The organism is Vibrio sp. PSi01, assembly GCF_054960695.1.
This window is the reverse complement of the sequence record NZ_JBHNYN010000004.1, coordinates 260042-281498: the sequence shown is the minus strand read 5'-3', so window position 1 is coordinate 281498 and position 21457 is coordinate 260042. Positions and strand designations below refer to the sequence as shown.

General features: G+C 42.9%; 24 protein-coding genes. 13 read left to right on the top strand and 11 right to left on the bottom strand.

Annotated features, from left to right (window positions below):
* Window positions 1-118 precede the first annotated feature (118 nt).
* The gene (locus ACFI6G_RS08475; protein ID WP_032547766.1) at window positions 119-739 is read left to right on the top strand and encodes a LysE family translocator; all 621 of its coding nucleotides are present in this window, start codon (window positions 119-121) and stop codon (window positions 737-739) included.
* A 155-nt stretch (window positions 740-894) separates the two neighbouring features.
* Here the strand turns inward: ACFI6G_RS08475 and ACFI6G_RS08470 are convergent, their stop codons facing one another.
* Window positions 895-2931 (bottom strand): PhoX family protein, encoded by a 2037-nt coding sequence (locus ACFI6G_RS08470; protein WP_016794616.1) that lies wholly within the window; start codon window positions 2929-2931, stop codon window positions 895-897.
* A 254-nt stretch (window positions 2932-3185) separates the two neighbouring features.
* Between ACFI6G_RS08470 and ACFI6G_RS08465 the strand changes: the two genes are divergently transcribed.
* The 6 genes from ACFI6G_RS08465 (at window position 3186) to ACFI6G_RS08440 (ending at window position 7539) form a co-directional block, all read left to right on the top strand.
* Window positions 3186-3527 (top strand): YggL 50S ribosome-binding family protein, encoded by a 342-nt coding sequence (locus tag ACFI6G_RS08465; protein WP_004731398.1) that lies wholly within the window; start codon window positions 3186-3188, stop codon window positions 3525-3527.
* Between the two features lie 254 nt (window positions 3528-3781).
* A complete protein-coding gene (locus ACFI6G_RS08460; RefSeq protein ID WP_016768121.1) occupies window positions 3782-3922 on the top strand; it encodes a hypothetical protein in 141 nt (46 codons plus the stop codon).
* A complete protein-coding gene (locus ACFI6G_RS08455; protein WP_010430143.1) occupies window positions 3915-4598 on the top strand; it encodes a spondin domain-containing protein in 684 nt (227 codons plus the stop codon). Before ACFI6G_RS08460 ends, ACFI6G_RS08455 begins: the two co-directional genes overlap by 8 nt.
* Before the next feature lie 9 nt (window positions 4599-4607).
* Window positions 4608-5288, top strand: coding sequence for a spondin domain-containing protein (locus tag ACFI6G_RS08450; RefSeq protein WP_016785313.1), 681 nt, complete (start codon window positions 4608-4610; stop codon window positions 5286-5288).
* 81 nt (window positions 5289-5369) lie between these two features.
* Complete coding sequence (locus ACFI6G_RS08445; protein WP_016785312.1) at window positions 5370-6101, top strand: response regulator transcription factor; 732 nt, start codon at window positions 5370-5372, stop codon at window positions 6099-6101.
* A gap of 64 nt (window positions 6102-6165) precedes the next feature.
* Entirely contained in the window at window positions 6166-7539 is a 1374-nt protein-coding gene (locus ACFI6G_RS08440) for a sensor histidine kinase (RefSeq protein ID WP_010430137.1), read from the top strand.
* A 33-nt stretch (window positions 7540-7572) separates the two neighbouring features.
* On the opposite strand, the gene ACFI6G_RS08435 is transcribed toward ACFI6G_RS08440, so the two are convergent.
* A complete protein-coding gene (locus ACFI6G_RS08435) occupies window positions 7573-8028 on the bottom strand; it encodes a hypothetical protein (RefSeq protein WP_010430132.1) in 456 nt (151 codons plus the stop codon).
* Window positions 8029-8186: 158 nt separating this feature from the next.
* A complete protein-coding gene (locus tag ACFI6G_RS08430; RefSeq protein ID WP_016790307.1) occupies window positions 8187-9116 on the bottom strand; it encodes a DMT family transporter in 930 nt (309 codons plus the stop codon).
* A gap of 149 nt (window positions 9117-9265) precedes the next feature.
* On the opposite strand from ACFI6G_RS08430, the gene ACFI6G_RS08425 reads away from it, so the two are divergent.
* A complete protein-coding gene (locus ACFI6G_RS08425; protein WP_010430125.1) occupies window positions 9266-9724 on the top strand; it encodes an Lrp/AsnC family transcriptional regulator in 459 nt (152 codons plus the stop codon).
* A gap of 170 nt (window positions 9725-9894) precedes the next feature.
* Here ACFI6G_RS08425 and ACFI6G_RS08420 read toward each other — a convergent pair whose 3' ends face one another.
* Window positions 9895-10137, bottom strand: coding sequence for a hypothetical protein (locus ACFI6G_RS08420; protein WP_010430121.1), 243 nt, complete (start codon window positions 10135-10137; stop codon window positions 9895-9897).
* A 251-nt stretch (window positions 10138-10388) separates the two neighbouring features.
* On the bottom strand, window positions 10389-10937 hold the full coding sequence (locus tag ACFI6G_RS08415) for a hypothetical protein (RefSeq protein WP_016768115.1): 549 nt from the start codon (window positions 10935-10937) through the stop codon (window positions 10389-10391).
* A 119-nt stretch (window positions 10938-11056) separates the two neighbouring features.
* Here ACFI6G_RS08415 and ACFI6G_RS08410 point away from each other — a divergent pair, with 119 nt between their 5' ends.
* The 5 genes from ACFI6G_RS08410 to phaC all read left to right on the top strand — a co-directional run bounded on the left by ACFI6G_RS08410 (window position 11057) and on the right by phaC (window position 16673).
* Complete coding sequence (locus tag ACFI6G_RS08410) at window positions 11057-11737, top strand: SH3 domain-containing protein (RefSeq protein WP_010430114.1); 681 nt, start codon at window positions 11057-11059, stop codon at window positions 11735-11737.
* A gap of 573 nt (window positions 11738-12310) precedes the next feature.
* A complete protein-coding gene (locus tag ACFI6G_RS08405) occupies window positions 12311-13051 on the top strand; it encodes an SDR family oxidoreductase (protein WP_010430111.1) in 741 nt (246 codons plus the stop codon).
* Window positions 13052-13075: 24 nt separating this feature from the next.
* Window positions 13076-14287, top strand: coding sequence for an acetyl-CoA C-acetyltransferase (locus ACFI6G_RS08400; RefSeq protein WP_010430109.1), 1212 nt, complete (start codon window positions 13076-13078; stop codon window positions 14285-14287).
* A 136-nt stretch (window positions 14288-14423) separates the two neighbouring features.
* Entirely contained in the window at window positions 14424-14771 is a 348-nt protein-coding gene (locus tag ACFI6G_RS08395) for a phasin family protein (protein WP_010430107.1), read from the top strand.
* Window positions 14772-14846: 75 nt separating this feature from the next.
* The gene (gene phaC, locus ACFI6G_RS08390; RefSeq protein ID WP_010430106.1) at window positions 14847-16673 is read left to right on the top strand and encodes a class I poly(R)-hydroxyalkanoic acid synthase; all 1827 of its coding nucleotides are present in this window, start codon (window positions 14847-14849) and stop codon (window positions 16671-16673) included.
* Window positions 16674-16802: 129 nt separating this feature from the next.
* On the opposite strand, the gene ACFI6G_RS08385 is transcribed toward phaC, so the two are convergent.
* The 6 genes from ACFI6G_RS08385 to napF form a co-directional block, all read right to left on the bottom strand.
* Window positions 16803-16940, bottom strand: coding sequence for a TIGR02808 family protein (locus ACFI6G_RS08385; RefSeq protein WP_010430103.1), 138 nt, complete (start codon window positions 16938-16940; stop codon window positions 16803-16805).
* 11 nt (window positions 16941-16951) lie between these two features.
* Window positions 16952-17533, bottom strand: coding sequence for a NapC/NirT family cytochrome c (locus ACFI6G_RS08380; protein ID WP_010430100.1), 582 nt, complete (start codon window positions 17531-17533; stop codon window positions 16952-16954).
* A 29-nt stretch (window positions 17534-17562) separates the two neighbouring features.
* Entirely contained in the window at window positions 17563-18018 is a 456-nt protein-coding gene (locus ACFI6G_RS08375; RefSeq protein WP_010430099.1) for a nitrate reductase cytochrome c-type subunit, read from the bottom strand.
* 125 nt (window positions 18019-18143) lie between these two features.
* Window positions 18144-20633 (bottom strand): periplasmic nitrate reductase subunit alpha, encoded by a 2490-nt coding sequence (napA, locus tag ACFI6G_RS08370; RefSeq protein ID WP_016785308.1) that lies wholly within the window; start codon window positions 20631-20633, stop codon window positions 18144-18146.
* Window positions 20630-20935 (bottom strand): chaperone NapD, encoded by a 306-nt coding sequence (locus tag ACFI6G_RS08365; protein WP_010430075.1) that lies wholly within the window; start codon window positions 20933-20935, stop codon window positions 20630-20632. Before ACFI6G_RS08365 ends, napA begins: the two co-directional genes overlap by 4 nt.
* 23 nt (window positions 20936-20958) lie before the next feature.
* The gene (gene napF / locus ACFI6G_RS08360; protein ID WP_010430072.1) at window positions 20959-21438 is read right to left on the bottom strand and encodes a ferredoxin-type protein NapF; all 480 of its coding nucleotides are present in this window, start codon (window positions 21436-21438) and stop codon (window positions 20959-20961) included.
* Window positions 21439-21457: the final 19 nt, after the last annotated feature.

Below are 21457 nucleotides of genomic sequence, written 5' to 3'. Positions count from 1 at the left end.
GTTTGTATTTTTAGTAAGATTGTTTATTGTCATTACTACTTCGTTTCAACCTCGCTTCATTTCAAGCCCGATCAAGAAACAAGAACCATTAAATAAAAATAAGTCGATAGGTAATAATATGGATAGCGCACTACTTTGGGCTTTTATTCCCACGTTTTTCTTCGTATCAATTACGCCTGGGATGTGTATGACCTTAGCTTTGACATTGGGTATGAGCATTGGTTACAAACGTACATTATGGATGATGATCGGTGAACTGGCCGGTGTCGCTGTGGTTTCTGTCGCAGCGGTACTGGGTATTGCTTCTATTATGCTTAATTATCCATGGTTATTTACGGCCTTCAAATTTGTGGGTGCAAGCTACTTGTTCTATTTGGGTGTTCAGATGTGGCGTTCAAGAGGCAAGTTGGCGATCAGTACTGATAATCAAACAACTGAAGTGAACAATGATTGGGACCTTGTGGTACAAGGTTTCGTGACAGCAATTGCCAACCCGAAAGGTTGGGCGTTCATGATTTCATTACTGCCTCCTTTCATTAATAGTAATATCGATTTGGCGCCTCAGTTGTTTATTCTTGTTTCTATTATTCTCGTTTCTGAATTTGTCTGCATGACCTTGTATGCGACAGGTGGTAAGAGCCTAAAACATATGCTGGGTAAAGCCGATAACGTTAAGTTGATGAACCGTATTGCTGGTACGTTAATGATGGGCGTTGGCGTGTGGTTGTTTGTGAGCTAATTCTGGTTAGCTAACGATGCTCAACGGGTTAGCTAGCTCATAGAATATAAAAAGAGCGATAGGGTATTTAGCCTTATCGCTCTTTTTGATTTGATTTAGCTAGCGAATAGAAGCTAGATAACAGTAAGGTTACTGATCTTAGCTAGATTTGCTTATTAAACCGCGATTTCACCGCCGTCTTCACGACGAATCACAACGGTAGATGCTCTTGGGCGAACTGAAACTCCTGATGGAGTTTCTTCTGCTGCATCGGTGCTGTATGGCCAGTTGCCAGGGTGCTGAATGTTTACAAATAATGACTTATAATCTGGGCTGATGGTAAAGCCTGTTACTTCACAACCGTTAGGGCCAACAAAGAAGCGCTTGAGCTCTGCTTGATTATCGGCACCAACCACTTCTTGAGTGCCATTTTCATCTGTCAGCTTTGATGGTACGACTGCGAGCATTTGATCATTAGTATAAGACGTAACTTCGTCTGCACCGTTATCGGTTTGAATCCACAAAATACCGCGGGGATCAAACGCTAAGCCGTCCGGACTCGCAAATTGGTTCATGTCAGTCAAACTTGAACGGTTAGTGTCTGCATCACCATTGGCTGGTGAACCGAACACAAAAATATCCCATGTAAAGTCTGATGCAGCTTCACTCTCATCCCAACGAATCACATGACCAAATTTGTTGTTCAAACGTGGGTTTGCTGCGTTTGTTTCATCGGTACGAGAAGTGTTGTTGGTTAACGTTAGATATACAGAACCAGTGTATGGGTCTACTGTACACCACTCCGGACGATCCATTGGAGTGGCTCCAACAAGGTCGGCGGCACCTGCCGTGTTTAGGATTATTTCTGCTAACGAGTTAAAGTTGTCCGCCAGTGTACCTCCAGAAACAGTGGTACTTTCTAGTGTTAGCGGCAGCCAAGTACCGGTGCTGTCTTCGTTGAAGCGCGCCACGTACAACGTACCTTCATCCATGTATTTATCACCAGCTGTCAAGCGATTTGAAGGGTTTGCATCTGCTGGGTCCCAGTTGGCTGTTGATTCAAACTTATATAGGTACTCAAAGCGAGAGTCGTGACCAGAGTAGAACACCACTGGTTGACCTTCTTCAAGCTTACCAAAAGTACAACCTTCATGACGGAAACGACCTAGGGCAGTACGCTTTTTGGCACGAGAGTTTTGCGTATATGGGTCAATTTCAACAATATAACCGTGACCATTTGCTTCATTACGGTAATCGTCAATTGAACTTGTGCCGGTCGGTTCTACGTCAAATCGAGTAAATTCATCCAAACGTTCTTCTGCATTACCTGCCAAAGTTTCCCATAAGTAACGTGTGTTTTGATCATCGATACCAATACGGTTTTGTTCTTCAGTTCGAATGCCAGTATTCACAAAGTACCCTGGCCAGTTTTCTTCACACGTTAGATAAGTGCCCCAAGGAGTAAAACCATTTCCACAGTTGTTTAGTGTACCGCGAGCTTGGCTGCCATCTTGTGAGAAGCGGGTTACGGTCAACTCTGTGTTCGCAACAGGTCCCGATAGGTCCATGACCGTTGCACCAGTATAACGACGGTTGAGTGGATCATTATCGACCAGTGTCCACATATTGTCTTCAAGTTGAATTCGTACGACAGATACACCATGAGCGTTAATTTCTTTACGAACTTCATCGACGATAGTGCGAACACCCCCCACAATCGTCGGGCCGCTGGGGTGCAGTGCGGAAGTATCTATGTACTCGTGGTTAATACATAGCAAGCCATCAGTATCACTGTCGTCTAGCGGGAAAAAGTGCATACCATCGTGATGCATGCCTAGCGCATTGAGCTGATCGGTGCTCGTATTACTGCCGTCATCTTTCCATGAGCTGCCCTGTGCGTTTAGAGGTGTTCCCCATGGAACTAAAACTTGTGCAACATACCCTTGTGGAACGGAAACCGCATCGGTAAGTGAACCCGGAATCGAATCAAAGTTCAGTACAGCACTTGAGGCGCCTGAACTATTACCGACAGAAGCATTTGGACTAGAAGAGTTACACCCGGAAAGTCCAAATGCACCAAAGGCTGTCATTGCGCTGATACCCAAACCGCCTTTCAATACGTTTCTTCTTGATAGGTTGGCGTCTAATACTTCTTCGAAAGGTTTGTTTTTGCTCTTGTTGAAACGAGTGCTATTAAATGTTTCCTTGCTCATCGCTACTGCTTCCTGTTGGCTGACTTTATTGTTTGTTATTCATGAGTAACCCAGCTATCAACGAATGAGTTAATAACTTGGGTCAATGTGTGACCAATCGTGAAGCAGTTAAGTGACAAGTTTTTATAGTTTTGATTAAGGTTTTGTTTCTGTAGCACGATTTTTGCCGTTAAGGCTATTGTGTAATACAAAACTCTTGGGGATTAGCTAGGAACTGTGTATAAATGCTCTATTAAACGAAAAGAGAGACAGTTATGAAATTAGATAAAATCGAAAACAAAAATCGTCGCCTACGCAAGAAGTTATACCTAGGTGAGTTCGCTATTTTAGGTTTTGAAGTAAGCTGCACGACTTCGATTGCTGATTTTGACCAATACGATGTGTTCATCGATGAATTTATCGATTTCATTGATAGCATTGGCCTGTGCTTTGGTGGCGGTGGTTTAGAGCTGTTCGAAGGTTTCTTATGTTCTATTGAGCGCTACCGTTCAGTGACAGAAGCAGAGCAACTGCAAGTAGCGCAGTGGCTTGAAGCTCGCGCAGAAGTAAGCAAAGTTGAAGTAAGCGAACTTGTTGACGCAAACTACGCATTCTAAAGTGGTGTTGTTCGGCGAGCTCAGTTGGAAGCGAATAGAGCTTTCCTGAGAGAAGCTTTGTACATCACAGAAAGGCCCAGTCGGTATATCGACTGGGCCTTTTTGCGTTTGGTCTGCGCTATTCTTGAAGCATGACTCCTTGTGTAATTCTCATTTTTATAACGAGATTTTCTATATACATATCAGTCTCTTATGCCTGTCTTTCTGCATAGTAAGAAGTTTGAAGAAACTTGTGATAGTTTTATGAGAATTCAATGAAGTTGCTGATAGATTTGAATGTCATTCTTAGAGTTAACAACACCACAGTTCGTTCTGGCAAAGGTAACGGTATCTGGCTGTTATTCGTTTTGTTGGCAACGATAGGACTCGATAAAGGATGGAATCAAAATGAATAAACGCACTCAAATCAGCTTAGTGATCAGCTCAGCTATGTTGGCGCTTGGAACAAGTCAAGTTCAGGCGGCACAGCTTGAGGTGACCGTTACCAATGCCACGAAAGGGATCTACTTTACGCCTATCTTGGCAGCAGCTCATGACTCTAGCTTGTTCATGTTTAGAACGGGTGAAACGGCTTCTTCGGAATTAGAAGCTATGGCAGAAGGCGGCGCTATTTCAGGCCTATCTAGCTTAATTGCTAATGCGGGTGGTGTAGTGGTTGAGGACCCTGCAACAGGTATTCTTGATCCAGGTGTTGCAACGACATTTGATATTGATACTGGCAACTTAGCTTACCTGTCGCTAGGCGCAATGCTATTACCGACTAATGATGGTTTTGTGGGTTTAGATAGCTGGAAGATCCCAACTCAAGCTGGCACTTACAAAGCAACGCTCAACGGTTATGATGCGGGTACTGAAGCGAACGATGAATTGGCAGGCAGTATGCCAAACCCTCCATTTATTACCTTTGGTGCTGGTGGTACTGGTGTAGAAACTGCGGTGTCAAACGCTAAGGTTCATATTCATCCGGGTAACATTGGTGATAGTGATGCGGCGGGTGGTATCAGTGACCTCGATAGCAGTAGTCATCGTTGGTTAAACCCTGTCGCAACCATCACTATTGTTGTGAAGTAAGGGGGATCTATGAAAGCTAGAATTTTGTTTATCGCTGCATCTGTCGCCGTCTTAGCTGGCTGTCCGGACGATGACGACGATTACTACCGATATGATGTAAGTGTCACTAACCTCACGCCAAATCAACCTATGTCTCCACTTGCGGTGCTGACTCACAATAATAGTTTCGAGTTATTTGAAGTAGGGCAAAGTACCTCGGTCGAACTTGAATACTTAGCCGAAGGGGGTAGCAATGCACAGTTGATTGCGCTCAGTGACAGTGACGCCAACGTTTATCAAGGCATCTCTGGTAATGGTTTGATTCTTTCTGGTGAAAGCGACACTGTTTCAATCCGTGTTGAACCTAACCAAGAAGACTACCTCTCTGTGGCTTCAATGTTGGTTAACACCAATGATGCGTTTGTTGGTGAATCCGGTTTGTCGCTTAAGTCATTAGCCGTGGGTGACACCTTCGTTATGAACATGAATGTTTGGGATTCGGGGACTGAATTGAACGACGAGCTTGCTGCAACCATTCCGGGACCTGCCGGCGGTGGTGAAGGCTTTAACACCACAAGAAATGACACGGATGTAGTGAGCTTCCACGCAGGCATTATAAGCCAAGATGATGGCCTGACGACGTCGGCACTAAATGGCAACCATCGTTTCCTTAACCCAGGCGCAAGAATCACAATTACTCGAACTGAGTAATTGACTTGAAGGTGCAATGAAAGAATTCCTGCTCTGTTCCGGTCAGTTTTATGTGGGCAAAATCCAAATAGAGCAGGGATCATGAATAGTGCTGCGGTAAATTTGATGGCAAACATATTGTTGGTTGAAGACGATGATGACTTGGCAGAACTGGTGCAGATGCATCTTAAATTTCAAGGTCATGATGTGGTCAGAGCTAATTCGATCGCAAAGGCTCAAGCGTTGTATAAAGGAGGTCAGTTTGATTTGATTGTGCTTGACCGAGGCTTACCTGACGGTGATGGCCTCGATTTTTGTCGCCTGCTGCGCCAACAAGAGGACTGGACACCTGTATTGATGCTAACGGCAAGAGACTCGGAACTAGACAAGGTGTCGGGTTTAGAAGCTGGTGTTGATGATTACATCACTAAACCATTTAGTGTGCTGGAGTTTCAAGCTCGTGTTAGGAATGTACTCCGTCGCTTAAGCCATGCTGAATCAACAGATCAAGATACTTCAACCATAGAATTGGTTATGAGCTTTGGTGGCCTCACTATTCAACCAGAGCGCCATCAGGTTTCACTTAATAATCAAGATGTCCCATTGACTGCAACAGAATTTACCTTACTTCATTTTTTAGCTACACGACCGGGACGCGTATACAGTAAAGATGAGCTACTTGACTATGTTTGGAATACTCATCATTCCGGTTATCACCACACGGTGTGCAGTACAGTTAACCGCCTGAGAACCAAACTTGCCACGCCTAATAGCGATGATGATTTTATCAAAACCGTTTGGGGCGTCGGGTATAAGTTTGAGTCAAAATCATAACATTCAATAAGCTTGTTTAGGTTAACGAACAAGAAAGAATATTCAGAGTTTACAAGGAGGAATCATGAGTTTTAAATCGCGCTTAGTACTGTTTACAAGTCTATGGTTTCTTCTGGTGAGTGTGGTCATTGCGTACACTTATCATTGGCAAAAAGAGACTATTGAACAAAGAACCAAGCAGAGCCTACATAAAGATCTGGCGGTGCATATGCGTGACGATAATCCACTGATGATTGGCACTGACTATAATCCTCAAGCGCTCAAATCAATCTTTCACACCTTAATGTTGATAGGTCCGGATTTCGACATCTATTTTCTTGATAGTCAGGGCAATATCACCACACATGCTGCGCCTGAAGGTACCCAATTATCGAGCCAAATCGATTTAGCGCCTATCCAACAGTTTTTAAATGAGGGGGCTTATCCTATCTTGGGAGAGGACCCGATTAACCCCGAATCACCTAAAGTCTTTTCTGTTGCGGCGATTGAAGAGCTTGGTTCTACTGTCGGCTATTTGTATGTGGTTATTGGAAGTAACCGCCATACTGTAATTACTAATTCCCAGGTTGATACGCCATATATCGCGCTAGCAGGGCTTGTGCTGGTTTCTATCTTGGGCTTTGCAATTGGTGCGTATCTGTTAGTGAAACGCAGCTTGTTGAACCCAATAGAGGTGGTAACCAATAAATTGCAGCAACAAGCTGAACAAGACTTTAGGTTAGAACCTAATTTCACACACCAAGTACCAGAATTAGTGCCCATAGCACGCTCTTATCAATTGATGGCGAAACACATTCAACAACAATTCTTGCAGCTTGAATACCAATCCTCGCATCGTAGACAAAGCTTATTACAGCTCAGTCACGATTTGAAAACACCACTTTCGAGTGTGCTTGGTTATTTAGAGACGTGGAAGATTCAAAATCCGCAATCGGACCGACTGATCGATGTTGCTTACCGTAACGGCAACAAGTTATCGCAACAGCTGCATTCTCTGTTAGATAGTGCCAAGCTTGATAATCCCGTGCCTACTTATCATTATGCTTCAATTGACATCAATGAGTTGGTGGGAGAGTGCTTAGAGACAATACAAAGCCAATACTTGCAGAAAAATGTGCAGCTCAATATTGAGATACCAGATGGGACTAAGGCTGTTGGTGACAGTGAACTACTTGAGAGGTTGATCTTGAATTTGTTAGATAATGCATTAAGGCATAGCCCAAGTGGGACGCCGGTATCGATGAATGTTGGTCTCGAAGCTGATTCAAAACGGGTGAAAGTGGTTATACACAATGAGATTGAGTTGGAAGCACCTAATGGATCGTTGGGTATTGGGACTAAAATCGCTCAGTCAATATTGATGCTACACCACAGTGTGTTAGAAACAACAAAGGCAGAGAACTCATTTCAGCAAAGTTTTTACTTGCCTTCGGTATAGTTCTGTCTGCCTTCGGTTGAGATATATTCGAGTCTATGCGTTTTCTTTGTCGTCATTAACTTTGGCGTAGAAGTGAAGTAGCTCTGTTAGTTCTTTTACCCAACCAAACGCTTCTGTCGGTGCTTTCAATAAAATCTTCTCGACTTTTTCACAGTGAGTTTCAAGGCTGATGGCTTGCTCAAGATTAAACGACATCGCATAAAAGTGCCAAAGTAGTAGACGGGTCATTCGCTCGATGTTCTGTTGTGAGTTATCTGACTCGCTAAATGCAAGGTTGACCTCACTCAGCGCGATTGCGGTCATTCGAAGCATCGCATCAAATTTTGCTGATTGCATACGCTCTTCACTGGTCACTTCTTCCTGCTCAAACGTAAATAATTCCGTCATTGCATCTTCAGGGACAAGGCGATGAATCATTCTTAAACTAAATTCTTCTAGTTCTTCACGAGGCATGTTGTTTAAGCAAGTTAAAGTGTAATCGCGTTGCATGGTGTTCTCTTGGATCTGCAAAAAGGTCGGACAGTTTAATGGAGAAGCGAGCTCAGAAAAAGGAGATTTTAGATAAGCCTACGTTTGTAGGCTTATCTGTGTACTACAAGCCCTAAAATTGATGTTTAGGGTAACTGTATTTAGGTTGGAACGCAGCATCAGGCTTTGCTATGGCTTGGCGGTTGATACTGCATAGACTGGTCGTTTCTCATGAAAATGTTGCTCGCGACCAAGCTACCGATACAAATTGAACCAAGTGCTAACCAAGTCATGATATCCGGAATCTCGTTGAACAGTGGGATCGCCAACAAAGTTGCTATGGCCGGAGTTGCACTGCCAAATGCTGCTGAACGTTCTGCCCCTAACGTGTTTACAGCATACAAATAAGTGAAAGCCGCGATTAAACCTGCACCAACGCCTTGTACCGCTGAATGCACGGCAAGCTCTGTGACTGGCCATTGAGCAATTGGTGTACTCATTAAATGGCTAGGGAGGGTTCCTGTAAGGATAAGGACCAGCAACAGCAAGATGGAACAGAATGAAATGAAACCCGCACTCACAAGCGCATTAAGATTGGCAACACGTGCTGAGATGGTAAAAGTCGCCCACATTAAGCTGCCACACAAAAACAACAAGTGACCTTTGGTGTATTCAAAGTTGAAGCTGCTTAAGCTATTTCCTAGAAACAACAATATCCCGAGTAAAACAAGACCTAAACCAACGACACGGTGTCGGCTAAGCGGTTGCTTAAAAAAGAGCACCGCAATCCCTGTTACGAACAAAGGGAGCGTACCTGGAACCAAAGCACTACCATGTGAGACAGGTACAAATTGCATGGCTGTGCCCGCAACGAGTAAGTAGGGCAAACCACTACCCACAAACATGCCTACTAAATAATGATTGGGCACCGCTGCCACTGCATAACGCGCTTTCCACACTAAGGGTAATAATACCAATGCCGGAATGAGGAATCGGGTCAGTGCAATATCTGCTGGTGTTAGCTCTGAATTTGCGCCGCCTTTAAGTGAAAGGAAAAAGCTCGCCCAGATGAGCAAAGTGACAGTAATAGATAGATAACCAAGCTTCATAGTAAACACAGAAAGTGGATGATGGTTCATTATGGAGGAGAGTTCGTGCCTCTAGTTGGCAAATTACGTTCGAATTTTAGTTGGGTTTGATGATTTCTGCTAAGATGTAGGTAATTATTGATGAATTTGGCTAATTATCGGCATTTACAATGGATAGAATTGATAGACACCTTCTTGAGTTGCTGCAAAAAGATGGCAGGTTAACGACGGCTGAACTGGCGGATGAGGTTGGTTTATCGGCTTCGCCGTGCGCGAGGCGTATCAAAAGACTAGAAGAAAAAGGAATAATCGATGGTTATCGTGTGAGCTTGTCGCGAGAGCACGTTGGTATTGCAATGAGTGTGTTCGTTGAAGTAAGTTTAAACAACCATCAAGAAGTCTCAATTGATAAATTTGAGGGTGCAATTGTAGACATGGAAGAAGTGATAAGTTGTCACGTGGTGTCTGGTGCTTATGACTATCTATTAGAAGTTGTCAGTCCAAACCTCATGGCTTACGAGGCATTTACCAGAAAACTTCAACGACTCTCCAACGTAAAAGACATACATACCCATCTTGCAATAAGGCAAGTGAAGGGCAACGCGCCGCTTCCCATTTACGCCGATTAAGCTTGCATAGACCTGAGAGGTTAGATTTACATAGCGGTGGAAGTGAGCTGAAAACGAAATGGCTTGTTATTGAAACTTTAACGTTGCTGACCATTTACGAACTGAAATCACGTGGGCAACAAAAAACGGAGCACCTCGTTAAAGGTACTCCGTATATAATAGGTGCAAAACTAGTGATATTTAAAGTTAGAGATTGAACAATCCCCAGTTTGTATATTTATTCTGAATGAAAAAGCATGTGAATGATAATCTACACCATCATTCCAAATTGTCTCTCCAAATATCTTACATAGCTCTAGCTCACTTACTGAACCGAACTCTTCCATGTGTTTAGCGACAGATAAAAGTTTACCTCTTATCTCTGCAGTTCCTTCCGTGTTACTCAAGCAGTTGAAAGCCATAGTTTTTTGCATATTACCTAGCCAAAATGTTTCTTGTTATTAAGTTATATGAAGTTTCATGATAACAATTTTCTGGCGTTTGTAAATGTATTTTGTGATGAATATCTCACATAAGCGCTTGTATTGGTCGTAAATTGAACTTTATTGTTGATAGTTAAAACAATATGTTTACAACTTATTGATAAGGCGTTGATTTACTATTTATCTGAATGCTTAAAGCGCTAACTTAGAACTGCAGACGTTGATATATAAACAGTGTTTCACTACAACCCATCTCCACTTGAAACTTTGTCATGGCGTGCGGCATCGATCATAGTCGCTTCGTTATGGTATCGGGAAGATAGCTGACGAAACTTACCACTTAGCGTGTTTATATCTCTTGCAAGGGATTGTGAACCTACCACATGTAACGATGCACTCTCAGTTTGTCGGGGTAACTTTGAGCGTTCGCAATGCTTGGCCATAGACTGCCACGAACTTACCAAAGATTGAGTTTCATCCAATTCAGTAGAGACGACGTATGCCTGTTTTAGTAATGCTTCAGATACTTGATAAGCGGTATTCATATGATTTTTGAGCTGCACATTAAATCTATCTTCGTACTTTACCCAAAGCTCAATGACCTGCTTTTCCGTGAAATGTTTTGAGAGTAAGGTTTGTGATTCATAACTAGAGAGGGCTTGATTAAATTCTTTAGTGTATTGATTGTAACGATCTTCAGTTGAGATTTGACGATTCAAAAGGGTTCGCCAAGTTTCTTGGTCACAATGGTGTGCTGAAACTACATTTGTGCTTAAAGATATACTGACCATTAGAAGCTTAATCCGAAAACTCATGACTTTCCTCTACTTACTATGTTCACTATAGAGAGTATAGATGAGTGGTGACTGGAGTTGATGTACACTGAGGTATACCTAAAACGGAAGAGCTGGTGGATTTGATGAAAAAAGCGCTGATCGCTTCACTTATATTACTAATGTTGGGCGGAGGAGGTGCAGCTTACTATTTCCTCGTTATGAAAAAAGACTCAACACCACCAGAAAAAACCGAAGAGCCAATTGAAGATGTGGCTCAACAATCTGAATCTGATCTAGTACCTATAGTGGACCTTAAACCTGAGCCAGATCAGACAGAGTTTTACGTTCTAGACAGAAAACTTGAAGTACTAGAACAACCGGAAATTGATGGTTTGATAACGGATTACCTCTATAAAGGTGAAAAAGTTGAGGTACTTGAGAAACAAGGTGAATGGGCCAGAATTTCAGATTACATTGTTCTAAAAGAGGGCGGGCCTCAGATTGCAGAATGGATTTTAATGTCTGGGCTGTCTAATGACGAAGTGATTATTTCTGATCAAGAAAGGAAAGAGATTTTGGATTCTTACTTGATTAAATCTGATGATCTGAAGCTACATCGCGAGAAATTTCGAAGCACGGTAGCTAAGTTGATCTTTGAAGGAGAATGCGATCCAAGTGACTTTGAAGAGCTAGGTGGTTGGGTTAAGTCTGTAAGGTACATTGACCGAGACGTCTATTTTATTTATTGCGGTGGTCTCTCTCTTGAAAATAAAATTTATCTTGATGTAAATACAGATGAAATATTTACCAAGTAAAACCCGATTTGTCATTATTGTTTGATGTATTAATAATTCATATATTTTTATTTTATAATCTTTGGTTATGAAAATATAAAATACAAGCCCACTCTCTATCAGAGTGGGCTTTTTATTACCTATTTATAATATTTATAGTTAAGACTCTAGTTATTTATTAAATTTTATTTGATGTATGGTAAATAAATTATAATGATTAGGTGGTAATTATTTCCCATGATTATCACTCAAATACTGCTTGGTTTTCTCGTTCTTCCTTTTTTCTTGAATTGTTTGATAATTTTTTTTTGTTTTTAATAAACAATAAGTTACTGCTTTTTTATATTTCTGGTTATGAAAAATCTCTTTTAAATTAATGGGTTGGATAATTTCATGTAAGCGAGTTGTTTCATAATACTTGTGAGGCAGGTCATATTTTTAGCGATAAGATTAAAATAATTAAATTTTGTAATAATACGTTTTGACTTTGACCTGTAGTGTTTAATTAAAGAGAAAGAAATTTTAATTATCGAATAGAAAATTATCTTATTAACTTCATTGTTATTTAATTGCTTTTAAGGGATGGAACTATTAATGAAAAAGCTTGCTTTAATTACAGGGTCAAAGGGCGGCATCGGCTCAGAAATTTCCTCTAAATTAGTTGTAGACGGATATCGTGTGATCGCGACATATTTTACAGGAAATCATCAATGTGCATTGGATTGGTTTAATGAAAAGCAATTTACTGAAGAACAAGTGAGATTGTTTGAATTAGATGTGACCAACACTGCTGAATGTGCGTTGAGCTTAAGCAAGTTGTTAGAAGAAGAAGGCACAGTCGATGTATTGGTCAACAATGCGGGTATTACACGTGACAGTGTCTTTAAGAAGATGGATGCCGATGCTTGGAAAGACGTGATTGAGACTAATCTCAACAGCCTTTTTAATGTGACTCAACCTCTGTTTGCACCTATGTGCGAAAAGGGCAATTGTCGAGTGATTAATATTTCATCAGTGAATGGCCTGAAAGGGCAATTTGGACAAACCAATTACTCTGCAGCGAAAGCTGGAATGATTGGTTTCTCTAAAGCTTTGGCTGCGGAAGGTGCTCGTAGTGGAGTAACAGTAAACGTGATTGCCCCAGGTTATACAGCAACCCCGATGGTTGAACAAATGAAGCCAGAAGTGCTTGATTCAATTAAAAACCAAATCCCAATGAGACGCCTAGCGATGCCTACTGAAATCGCAGATGCAGTCGGTTTTTTAGCCAGTGAATCTGGTGCGTACATTACAGGTGAAACACTGTCTGTGAATGGCGGCTTGTACATGCACTAATGGATGAACTGAGGAGATGAAATGATGGAAAAAGTATTCATTGTTGCAGCAAAGCGTACACCCATAGGCTCGTTCACAGGGGCGCTAAAAAACGTATCTGCGGGTGAGTTGGCCGGGGTGGTGATTAAAGGTGCACTTGAGGCGACGGACCTTCCGTTAGATGCGATTGATGAAGTGATAGTTGGTAACGTGATTTCGGCAGGTCAAGGTATGGGGGTTGCGCGCCAGGCTTCCATCTATGCAGGGCTTCCCGAAGAAACACCAGCATATGGCGTCAACATGATCTGCGGCAGTGGTATGAAATCTGTAATGGATGCGGCGGCGCACATTAGGGCGCAAGACGCAGAGATTGTTGTTGCTGCAGGTGTTGAAGTGATGTCTCAAATTCCTTTTGTTGTGCCAGCTAGCATTCGTAACGGGCATAAAATGGGTGATATCTCGGTGAAAGATCTGTTGGTTGGCGATGGCCTAACCGACGCGTTTAATCACTACCATATGGGCATGACGGCTGAAAACATCGCCAATACTTTGAACATTTCACGCCTTGCTCAAGATAACTACGCATTAGAAAGCCAACAGAAAGCAGTATCAGCAATAGAAGCGGGAAAATTTGATCAGCAAATCGTGCCTGTAGGAGTCAAACAACGCAGACAAACCGTCACCTTTGATACTGACGAGTACCCCAAGTCAGATGCAACATTTGAAGGTTTGCAAAAGCTGCGCCCAGCTTTTGACCGTGAAGGAACGGTAACCGCAGGTAATGCATCAGGCATTAATGATGGTGCGAGTGCGATTATCTTAGCGTCTGAATCTGCAGTCGCGAAATATGGCCTGACACCACTAGTAGAACTAGGCAGCTACGCACAATCTGGATTAGACCCAAAAATCATGGGATTAGGTCCGGTTGAAGCTGTTTCAAAAGCGCTAGACAAAGCGGATTTGACGCTCGAAGAAGTCGACCTTTTTGAATTAAATGAAGCTTTTGCTGCACAAGCTCTTGGTGTGATGTATCAGCTTTCAGAGCAACACGATTTACCGCTAGAAGCCTTCAAACCTAAGGTGAATGTCAATGGTGGCGCAATCGCGCTTGGTCACCCTCTAGGGGCATCTGGGAATCGAATTATTGTTTCACTTATCCATGAGATGCTTGCTCGAAAGACAACTTATGGCATTGCTTCACTCTGTGTAGGTGGAGGAATGGGAACCGCTGTTTTGCTTAAAGGTATTGAAGGTTAGAACCTGATATATCAATGGCAAGCTTAGCAATTTAACGAGGTTATTTTTCAAACATCGTAGCATAGCCAACGATGAGCCTTTATTGAAATGAGATACGCAAAAATTCATTAAACTATGTATTCATCAGGAGTTACTTATGTACACGGATATTTTTAAAACAATTACAGACCAAACTGAAAAGCAGTTCGAACCGTACTTGAAATTCAATAAGTTGGTGGCAAAGAACGTTCAAACAATGACTGAACTTCAAATGAATGCGTTGCAGACTTATACCGATATGGGTCTTGCACAAATGAAAGCAGTTAGTGAAATCAAAGATGTAAATAGCCTCACCGCTTTTAACGGCCAGCAACTAACGGCACTTACTCAATTGTCTCAACAAATGATGAGCGATAGCTCAAAACTGCAAGCTGCAGCAAAAGAGTTCAAAGAAGATGTTGAAACACTAACAACAGATAACTTGAAAACAGTTACGCCAGCATAAAACCAGTCGCCATCGAGCTACTACAGATTGGTCTGTACAGCACGGTGGCGATTTTCCGATTATTGGAGTCATGTTATGTTTCAACACTTCTTTTCGGACTACCTTGTTAAGCTTCAACAAACGAACCAGCAATGGTGGGAAAATTTTGAACAAAACAAGGAAGTCGCGCAATCTCCTCTGAATAAAGCGATGCAAGAACTGAATTTTGAAGATGCATCGAAAATTTTTGAGCAAGCCGCTAACCAACCCGCCGCTCTACTTCAGCTTCAAGCTCAATGGTGGGAGCAGCAGTTAAAAATATGGCAAAATACTGCGTTGATGGGCAACACCGAAAGTGTCATCACCGAAGACCGTGGTGACAAACGTTTTATCGATGAGGCATGGAAAAACGATCCGTTTTACAGCTTTATCAAACAGTCGTATTTACTATTCAGCAAGAGCTATATTGACACCATCAATTCTATTGAAGGCATTGATGAGAAAACCAAAGAGCGTGTGGCTTTCTTTTCGCGTCAGGCAATCAATGCATTGTCGCCAAGCAACTTTATCGCGACTAACCCAGAGTTAATGAAACTGACGCTTGAGCGAAATGGTCAGAATCTTCTCGATGGATTAGAACAGTTGCAAGCCGATGTCGAAGCGAGTGCTGATATACTTAAGATTCGTATGACCAACAATAATGCCTTCCGAGTGGGGGTTGATGTTGCGAATACAGAGGGCGATGTCGTCTTCCAAAACGAACTTTTTGAGCTAATTCAGTATTATCCGAAGACACCACAGGTGAATGCGACACCTTTATTGATCGTTCCTCCTTTTATTAATAAGTACTATATTCTCGACCTTCGTGAAAAGAATTCGATGGTACGTTGGTTGCTTGAGCAAGGGCATAGCGTATTCATGATGTCTTGGCGCAACCCGGGTGAAGCACAAAAAGACCAGAAATTTGGCGATTATGTAACAGAAGGTGTTGTTAAAGCCGTTACTGCGATTGAAGACATCACGGGCAAAGAGCATATTAACGCAGCTGGCTACTGCATTGGTGGTACGGTGCTGGCTTCGACTGTTGCTTACTACGCTGCCAAGCGAATGAAGAAGCGCATCAAAACGGCAACTTTCTTTACGACTTTATTAGATTTCTCTCAACCGGGTGAGGTTGGGGCGTACATCAATGAAACGATAATCAACGCGGTTGAGAAGCAGAATGATGCAAAAGGGTACATGGATGGCCGCTCGTTGAGCGTGACATTCAGTCTGCTTCGAGAAAACAGCTTGTACTGGAATTACTACATCGATAATTACCTCAAAGGTAGCAGCCCGATGGAATTTGACTTGTTGTATTGGAACAGTGATAGCACTAACGTGGCTGCGAAATGTCATAACTTCTTGCTGCGAGATCTCTACCTTGAAAACAAACTGGTTCAGGATAAAGGCGTCAAAGTGGGTGGAGTTTGGATTGATCTGAATAAGATCAAAATACCAAGCTACTTCATCTCGGCCAAAGAAGACCATATTGCTTTGTGGCAGGGCACTTATCGCGGAGCATTGAACACTGGTGGCAACAAAACCTTTGTTCTGGGTGAGTCTGGTCATATCGCTGGCATTGTTAACCATCCAGACAAAAAGAAATACGGCTACTGGCTGAACGACAATCTTGATGATTCTGCGGATGAATGGCTGAACAATGCAAATCACAACGAAGGTTCGTGGTGGACACACTGGGATCTGTGGCTACAGGGCTTTGAAACTGACGAAAAAATCGAACCTTTCAAGCAAGGCTCAGAACTTCACCCGGTGATAGGCAAAGCACCAGGCAACTATGTAAAACAGGTTCTGCCGATTGTCGATAAAGAGAAGGTTGATAAAGAGACCGCAGAGAAAGAAGCGCCAGAAAAAGAAGCTTAGGGTGTTAAGTCACATTCAATAATAAAGACATTCAACGTCAGATAATAAAAAAGCCACTGAAATAATCAGTGGCTTTTCGTATCAACTCATATCAGAAATAACTGGAAGGAGTTGATGTAATCTCAATTTCTAATCGATTTCTTTGTCTTTACCCATAGATAAAATCCAAAGAGATACGGCTGCAACACCTGCAAAGCCACCAAGAATGATAACTGGCATAGCACTGTAACCTAGGATATGCCAAATTACGCTCTCTAAAGTACTCATTCAATCGCTCCTTATTGCCAGCCTTCAACGCCGTGCATGTCTGGTAGTTTATGTGCGATACCTTTGTGACAGTCTACACATGTTTTTTCGCCAGAAGCTAGCGCAGTCGAGTGTTGTTTGGCACTACGAGGGCTCTGTTCTGAGAAATCCATGTAATCAAACTGGTGACAATTACGACACTCAAGTGAATCGTTCTTTTTCAATCGAGCCCACTCGCGTTCAGCTAGATGAGCACGACGCTCTTTGAACTTCTCTTCAGTGTTGATGGTTTTCGCAATAAAGTGTGCATACAATTCTTTAGATGCTTGAACTTTACGAACAATTTTATCTGTCCACTCGTGAGGTACGTGACAATCTGAACAGATAGCACGAACACCCGAGCGGTTGGAGTAGTGGATCGTTTCTTGGATCTCAGCAACAATTGGTGCGTGACAACCAGAACAGAACTCTTCCGTGTTCGTTGCCTCCATACCGGTGTTGAATGCACCCCAGAATAAAAGACCACCCGAGAAACCCAAGAATAAAACAACGCCTACCGCTGCTTTACTTGGCGTCGCCAGTCTTTTCCAAAACGCTTTAAGTAATTTTATCATGTATAGCCTCTCTTACCGTCCGGCTACGATTAACGCAGTGAATCTACAGGTTTGAACTCGTTCTCTACCAATGGTTTAGCATTAGCTTGAGGTACGTGACACTGTAGACAGAAGTAACGACGAGGTGATACGTCTGCAAGTACCGCATCTTCACGGTTCATGTAGTGAGTTACACTTACTTTAGTCGCACCCATTTCTTTTGCGTTTTTCCAGCTGTGGCAAGAAAGACACTTGTTCGCGTTCAGAGAAACTTCATAGCTACGAATAGTATGAGGTACTAGAGGTGGTTGGTATACGTAGTCGCTCTCTAACACTTGGTCACGAGGGAACTTTTTGAAGTCATCCGCTGCGCGAGTTGCTTCAAGTTCACTTGCGCCACGTAGAGACTCTACGCCACCAATGCCGCCTGGATTATCAAGCTCAGCTTGAGCTGCACCAGCTAGCAAAAGACCAGCTGATAGTAGGGCAGTAATCAGTTTTTTCATGGTTAATTTCTCCGCCTAAAGGCTAATTCTTTGAGTGGACTACTTCCTTCAAAAAGTGATGAAAAAAGTAGTCGCAATATTAAATACGTTAGATCTTGTATCTAGGTTCCGAAAGTAATTGGCGCTTAAGAAACCTTAGTGATCTTAACTGGACACTTCTTGTAATCCGTCTGTTTAGACAGAGGATCCGTTGCATCCAAGATCAACTTGTTGATCAGAATTCTTGCATCAAAGAATGGTACGAAAACCAAGCCTTGTGGTGGACGGTTACGACCACGAGTTTCAACACGAACGCGTACTTCGCCACGTTTGTTTTCGATAAGAACTTCATCACCACGGCGCAGGCCACGAGCTTTTGCATCAGCAGGGTGGATGTAACAAAGCGCATCCGGTACTGCTTTGTAAAGTTCTGGTACACGACGAGTCATAGTACCTGTATGCCAGTGCTCTAGAACACGACCTGTACATAGCCACATGTCGTATTCATCGTTTGGTACTTCAGGTGGTGCTTCGTATGGTGCGTTGATGATCAGTGCTTTACCATCTGGCTTACCGTAGAAGTCCCAATCAGAACCTTTCTTCGCGTATGGATCTGAACCTTCTTTAAAGCGCCATAGTGTTTCTTTACCGTCAACAACAGGCCAACGTAGACCTCGAACTTGATGGTAGCGATCGTATGGTGCTAAATCGTGACCGTGACCTCGACCAAAGGCAGCATATTCTTCGAATAGACCTTTTTGAACATAGAAACCTTGAGCTTGTGCGTCGTCGTTAAGCTCTTGAGCTTCAGACAATGGGAACGCATCAACGTTGCCGTTTTTGTAAAGCACGTCATACATCGTTTTACCACGGTGCTCAGGTGCTTTAGCTAGAAGCTCTTCGCCCCAAACTTCTTCGACAGTGAAGCGTTTTGAGAATTCCATGATTTGCCATAGATCAGACTTAGCTTCACCTACGGTTTTAACTTGTTGGTACCATGCTTGTGTACGACGCTCTGCGTTACCGTAAGCACCTTCTTTTTCGATCCACATCGCTGTAGGAAGAATAAGGTCAGCCGCTTGAGCTGTTGCTGTCGGGTATGGGTCAGAACATACAATGAAGTTGTCTGGGTTGCGGTAACCTGGCAGACGCTCAGTGTTGATGTTTGGACCCGCTTGCATGTTGTTGTTACACATTACCCAGTACGCGTTGATCTTACCGTCTTTAAGCATACGGTCTTGAACAACAGCGTGAGCACCTGGTTTCGGTGGGATAGTACCTTCTGGAAGTTTCCAGATGTCTTCTGCAATCTTACGGTGTTTAGGGTTAGCAACCACCATATCTGCGGGCAGACGGTGAGAGAACGTACCAACTTCACGAGCTGTACCACACGCAGATGGTTGGCCAGTAAGTGAGAATGGGCTGTTACCTGGAGTAGAAATCTTACCTGTAAGAAGGTGGATGTTGTACACAAGGCTGTTCATCCAAACGCCGCGAGTATGTTGGTTCATACCCATAGTCCAAAGTGACATTACTTTGATGTTTGGATCGGCATATTGCTTAGCCAGCTTGATCAGATCTTCTTGAGAGACGCCTGACATTTCAGAGGCTTTTTCAACTGTGTATTCAGCAACAGAAGCTTTGTACTCTTCGAAAGTGATTGCAGTCATGGCACCTGAGTTAGGGTTTGCTGCTGCTTTCTGTAGAGGATCGTCATCACGAAGGCCGTAACCGATGTCTGTTGTTGCTTGCTTGAAGTTCGTGTGCTTATTTACGAAATCCCAATTTACTGCATCGTTTTGAATGATGTAGTTTGCGATAAAGTTAGCAATCGCAAGATCTGATTGAGGTTCGAAGATGTAACCTGTGTCTGCAAGCTCGAAAGAACGGTGGTAGTAAGTAGACAGTACGTTTACTTTAACGTGTGGGTGGCTTAGACGGCGGTCTGTAATACGAGTCCATAGTACTGGGTGCATTTCTGCCATGTTTGAACCCCACAGTACAAATGCGTCTGCGTGTTCAAAGTCATCATAACAACCCATTGGCTCATCAATACCGAAAGTACGCATGAATGCACCAACCGCTGAAGCCATACAGTGACGAGCGTTTGGATCGATGTTGTTTGAACGGAAACCCGCTTTCATCATCTTAACGGCTGCGTAGCCTTCCATTACTGTCCATTGACCTGAACCGAACATACCAACACCCGTAGGGCCGTTCTTTTTCAGAGAAGCTTTCCATTTCTCAGCCATTACGTCGAACGCTTTGTCCCAAGATACTGGTGTGAAATCACCATCCTTATGGAATTCACCGTCTTTCATACGTAGAAGAGGAGTTTCAAGACGATCTTTACCGTACATGATTTTTGAAAGGAAGTAGCCTTTAATACAGTTAAGGCCTTTGTTTACAGGTGCTTCTGGGTCGCCTTGAGTTGCGACTACTTTGCCGTTTTGAGTACCTACTAGTACTGAACAGCCTGTACCACAAAAACGACAAGGCGCTTTATCCCACGTGATTTTTGTTTGATCAGAGCTAGCAATCAGATTGGTTGCTGTTGCTGGTAGTGTTACACCTGCAACGGCTGCCGCTGATGCAGCTGCGTTTGCTTTCACAAACGCGCGTCTTGTCATTTTCATACTTCACCCTCAAGTTGAGAATTATTGCTTCCAGTTTCTAAATCCGTTTCGTCGAGTTCAGTTTCGATTTGGTGGTAAACCAAAGCTGTCCCTAAAACGTTCTTAATGTTATTTATTGCTTCGATGGTATCCGTTACAAAACCTTGGTTTTCGGTTTCTAGGACCACGATGATCTTGCCTTCAGGGCTGTCTCCGAAAATCTCGGCGTTGTCAAATTGTTCGATTTCAGCTTTGATCTCGTTTAGGTGCTCTGGGCTCACATGCACGACTAAACTTGATATATGCACTTCATTTAGTGCCATAAATTGCTCTCGTTATTTTTGTTTTATGCATTACTCACAAGGATAGCTGAAGTAGGGCAAACTGCTACGCAAGCTCCACAACCGTTACACTCATTTAACTCGATTTTTGGTAGAGCAACACTGCCTGCTCTAAGTTGAAATTGAATGGCCATAGGTTCACACATGTCACCACAGCTTCGGCATTCAACATTTTGTTGGGCTAAGCATTTATCAGAGATATTTGCTTTAGCCAGCCAAGGCGTCTCTTCCTTGGGCTTGAAAATGGGTTCAGGACAAACGTCAGCACACTGATAACAAAACGTGCATTCGTCTTTAGAAAAGTCGACAGTAGGAAAACCACCGTCGCCAACAATGATGATGTGACTCTCGCAACTTTCGATGCATTTACCACAACGTGTACAATCATCTGCGAAGCTTTCTAGGCTTTTTATCCAAGGCAAACGAATCTGGCTTGAATCTACTTTTCGCCTAGAAAATAGGCGGCGTTTCGATAGGTCTACCACTGATTGCCTGCTAATGTTG

Coding starts and splice junctions, on each gene's coding strand:
- ACFI6G_RS08475 (WP_032547766.1), top strand. CDS start 119: ATGGATAGCGCACTACTTTGGGCTTTTATTCCCACGTTTTTCTTCGTA.
- ACFI6G_RS08470 (WP_016794616.1), bottom strand. CDS start 2,931: ATGAGCAAGGAAACATTTAATAGCACTCGTTTCAACAAGAGCAAAAAC.
- ACFI6G_RS08465 (WP_004731398.1), top strand. CDS start 3,186: ATGAAATTAGATAAAATCGAAAACAAAAATCGTCGCCTACGCAAGAAG.
- ACFI6G_RS08460 (WP_016768121.1), top strand. CDS start 3,782: ATGAAGTTGCTGATAGATTTGAATGTCATTCTTAGAGTTAACAACACC.
- ACFI6G_RS08455 (WP_010430143.1), top strand. CDS start 3,915: ATGAATAAACGCACTCAAATCAGCTTAGTGATCAGCTCAGCTATGTTG.
- ACFI6G_RS08450 (WP_016785313.1), top strand. CDS start 4,608: ATGAAAGCTAGAATTTTGTTTATCGCTGCATCTGTCGCCGTCTTAGCT.
- ACFI6G_RS08445 (WP_016785312.1), top strand. CDS start 5,370: ATGAATAGTGCTGCGGTAAATTTGATGGCAAACATATTGTTGGTTGAA.
- ACFI6G_RS08440 (WP_010430137.1), top strand. CDS start 6,166: ATGAGTTTTAAATCGCGCTTAGTACTGTTTACAAGTCTATGGTTTCTT.
- ACFI6G_RS08435 (WP_010430132.1), bottom strand. CDS start 8,028: ATGCAACGCGATTACACTTTAACTTGCTTAAACAACATGCCTCGTGAA.
- ACFI6G_RS08430 (WP_016790307.1), bottom strand. CDS start 9,116: ATGAAGCTTGGTTATCTATCTATTACTGTCACTTTGCTCATCTGGGCG.
- ACFI6G_RS08425 (WP_010430125.1), top strand. CDS start 9,266: ATGGATAGAATTGATAGACACCTTCTTGAGTTGCTGCAAAAAGATGGC.
- ACFI6G_RS08420 (WP_010430121.1), bottom strand. CDS start 10,137: ATGCAAAAAACTATGGCTTTCAACTGCTTGAGTAACACGGAAGGAACT.
- ACFI6G_RS08415 (WP_016768115.1), bottom strand. CDS start 10,937: ATGGTCAGTATATCTTTAAGCACAAATGTAGTTTCAGCACACCATTGT.
- ACFI6G_RS08405 (WP_010430111.1), top strand. CDS start 12,311: ATGAAAAAGCTTGCTTTAATTACAGGGTCAAAGGGCGGCATCGGCTCA.
- ACFI6G_RS08400 (WP_010430109.1), top strand. CDS start 13,076: ATGGAAAAAGTATTCATTGTTGCAGCAAAGCGTACACCCATAGGCTCG.
- ACFI6G_RS08395 (WP_010430107.1), top strand. CDS start 14,424: ATGTACACGGATATTTTTAAAACAATTACAGACCAAACTGAAAAGCAG.
- phaC (WP_010430106.1), top strand. CDS start 14,847: ATGTTTCAACACTTCTTTTCGGACTACCTTGTTAAGCTTCAACAAACG.
- ACFI6G_RS08385 (WP_010430103.1), bottom strand. CDS start 16,940: ATGAGTACTTTAGAGAGCGTAATTTGGCATATCCTAGGTTACAGTGCT.
- ACFI6G_RS08380 (WP_010430100.1), bottom strand. CDS start 17,533: ATGATAAAATTACTTAAAGCGTTTTGGAAAAGACTGGCGACGCCAAGT.
- ACFI6G_RS08375 (WP_010430099.1), bottom strand. CDS start 18,018: ATGAAAAAACTGATTACTGCCCTACTATCAGCTGGTCTTTTGCTAGCT.
- napA (WP_016785308.1), bottom strand. CDS start 20,633: ATGAAAATGACAAGACGCGCGTTTGTGAAAGCAAACGCAGCTGCATCA.
- ACFI6G_RS08365 (WP_010430075.1), bottom strand. CDS start 20,935: ATGGCACTAAATGAAGTGCATATATCAAGTTTAGTCGTGCATGTGAGC.